The sequence below is a fragment of the Chryseobacterium binzhouense genome (genome assembly GCF_007474545.1).
Taxonomy (GTDB): domain Bacteria; phylum Bacteroidota; class Bacteroidia; order Flavobacteriales; family Weeksellaceae; genus Chryseobacterium; species Chryseobacterium binzhouense.
Genome location: NZ_VKOG01000014.1, coordinates 1 through 1,407, shown reverse-complemented (window position 1 = coordinate 1,407; position 1,407 = coordinate 1). Strand labels below are relative to the sequence as shown.

The following is a 1,407-nucleotide window of genomic DNA, read 5'->3' as shown; positions in this document are numbered from 1 at the left end:
CTACATTCGTTACAACCGTAGTTCCTGAAACTACTGTCGCAGGCTGTGTTACTGTTGCATTAACAGTCCCTGTGCATCCGTTCGCATCAGTGATGGTTACGCTGTATGTTCCTGCAGCTAAGCCTGTTCTGTCTTCAGTCGTGATTCCACCACCCCAGTTGAAGGTATATGGTGCAGTTCCACCTGTCGGTGTTAAATTAATTGCTCCTGTTGAACCACCGTTACATGCTACATTCGTTACTACCGTAGTTCCTGAAACTGCTGTTGCAGGCTGGGTTACCGTTGCATTAACCGTTCCGGTACATCCGTTCGCATCTGTGATGGTTACGCTGTAAGTTCCTGCGGATAATCCTGTTCTGTCTTCAGTCGTGATTCCACCACCCCAGTTGAACGTATAAGGTGCAGTTCCGCCTGTTGGTGTTAAATTAATGGCTCCTGTTGAACCGCCGTTACATGCAACATTCGTTACAACCGTACTTCCTGAAACTGCTGTCGCTGGCTGGGTAATAGTTACCGTTCTTGTTGTTGTACAAGAATTAGAATCCGTTACCGTAACTGTATAGATTCCTGCTGAAAGTCCTGTTGCTGTTGCACCAGTTCCACCCGTTGGTGACCATGAATAAGTATATGGTGCAGTTCCACCAGAAACTGTTATTGATGCTGAACCATTAGATCCACCATTACAGCTTACATTCGTCTGAGAAATTGTTGCCGATAAAGCTGTTGGCTGAGTAATAGTTACCGTTCTTGTTGTTGTACAAGAATTAGCATCCGTTACCGTAACGGTATAAGTTCCTGCTGAAAGTCCTGTTGCTGTTGCAGCAGTTCCACCTGTTGGTGACCATGAATACGTATATGGTGCAGTTCCACCTGAAACTGTTATTGATGCTGAACCGTTAGATCCGCCGTTACAGCTTACATTCGTCTGAGAAATCGTTGCCGATAAAGCTGTTGCTGGTTGGGTTACCGTTGCATTTACCGTTCCGGTACATCCGTTGGCATCTGTGATCGTTACGCTGTAAGTTCCTGCTGTAAGTCCTGTTCTGTCTTCAGTCGTGATTCCACCACCCCAATTGAAGGTGTATGGCGCAGTTCCGCCTGTCGGAGTTAAATTAATTGCTCCTGTTGAACCGCCGTTACATGCCACATTCGTAACAACCGTTGTTCCTGAAACTGCTGTTGCAGGTTGGGTTACCGTTGCATTTACCGTTCCGGTACATCCGTTGGCATCTGTGATCGTTACCGTGTAAGTTCCTGCTGGAAGTCCTGTTCTGTCTTCAGTCGTAATTCCACCGCCCCAATTGAACGTGTATGGTGCAGTTCCACCTGTCGGTGTTAAATTGATAGAACCGTTGGAAGCACCGTTACATGCTACATTCGTTACAACCGTAGTTCCTGAAACTACTG

General features: G+C 46.6%; 1 pseudogene. It reads right to left on the bottom strand.

The features are described 5' to 3' along the window. Positions 1–1,407 (bottom strand): annotated as a pseudogene (locus FNE73_RS16630) (hypothetical protein); the annotation flags it as partial.